Below are 943 nucleotides of genomic sequence, written 5' to 3' on the forward strand. Positions count from 1 at the left end.
CGTGGCCAGCGCCGCGGTGACCTCGCCGTCGAGACCGGGGGCGACGACGACGGGGGCCGCGTCCGAACCGCCGTCGGCGTCACCGGGGTCGGCGCCCGCGGCGATACCGACCACCACCACCTCGGACTCGACAGGCGTCGTGACGGCCTCGATCGCGGCGAGGTCCGGGCTGTGGGTGAGGATCGACTGCGCGGTGGGCATGAAAGCACTCCTGGTGGTCGGCGGGGACGTACGGGACGTGTCAGATGCCCTGATGACGTGGCGGGACCGCCACGGCCAGGGCACCATAGTCTATCGACTACCGTGGGAGCGGAGCCGTACTGGAGAGCGCGAGGAGTGGCCACATGACAGACACCGGGGACCTCTACGAGGGGCCGCTGCACTCTCGTCACGTGGAGGCCGGGGCCACCTTCGCCCCCTTCGGTGGCTGGTCGATGCCCGTGCAGTACTCGGGCACCGTCGCCGAGCACCACGCCACCCGCACGACCGTCGGGTTGTTCGACGTCAGCCACCTGGGCAAGGCGCTCGTGACCGGCCCCGGCGCCGCCGGGTTCGTCAACACCTGCGTCACCAACGACCTCGACCGGATCTCCGCCGGCAGCGCCCAGTACACGCTGTGCTGCGACGAGTCCGGGGGAGTCGTCGACGACCTCATCGCCTACCGCGTCTCCGACTCCGAGATCTTCCTCATCCCCAACGCCGCCAACACCGCCGAGGTGGTGCGGCGGATGCAGGCCGCGGCGGCCGAGCGGGCGCCCGAGGTCAGCGTCACCGACGAGCACCGCTCCCGCGCCGTGATCGCAGTGCAGGGCCCGCTCGCCGGGGAGGTCCTCACCGCGGTCGGCCTGCCCATCGACCTGGACTACATGGCCTTCGTCGACGCCGACTGGTCCGGAGTTCCCGTCCGGGTCTGCCGCACCGGGTACACCGGCGAGTACGGCTT

General features: G+C 71.5%; 2 pseudogenes. One reads left to right on the plus strand and one right to left on the minus strand.

The window, feature by feature from the left end:
- Positions 1 to 201: pseudogene (locus G6021_RS13975) on the minus strand (leucyl aminopeptidase); the annotation flags it as partial.
- Between the two features lie 143 nt (positions 202 to 344).
- Between G6021_RS13975 and G6021_RS13980 the strand changes: the two are divergent.
- Positions 345 to 943 (plus strand): annotated as a pseudogene (locus tag G6021_RS13980) (glycine cleavage system protein T); the annotation flags it as partial.

Origin of the sequence: Dietzia sp. CW19 (assembly GCF_014145265.1) — a bacterium.
In the GTDB taxonomy this organism is placed as follows: Bacteria; Actinomycetota; Actinomycetes; order Mycobacteriales; family Mycobacteriaceae; genus Dietzia; species Dietzia natronolimnaea.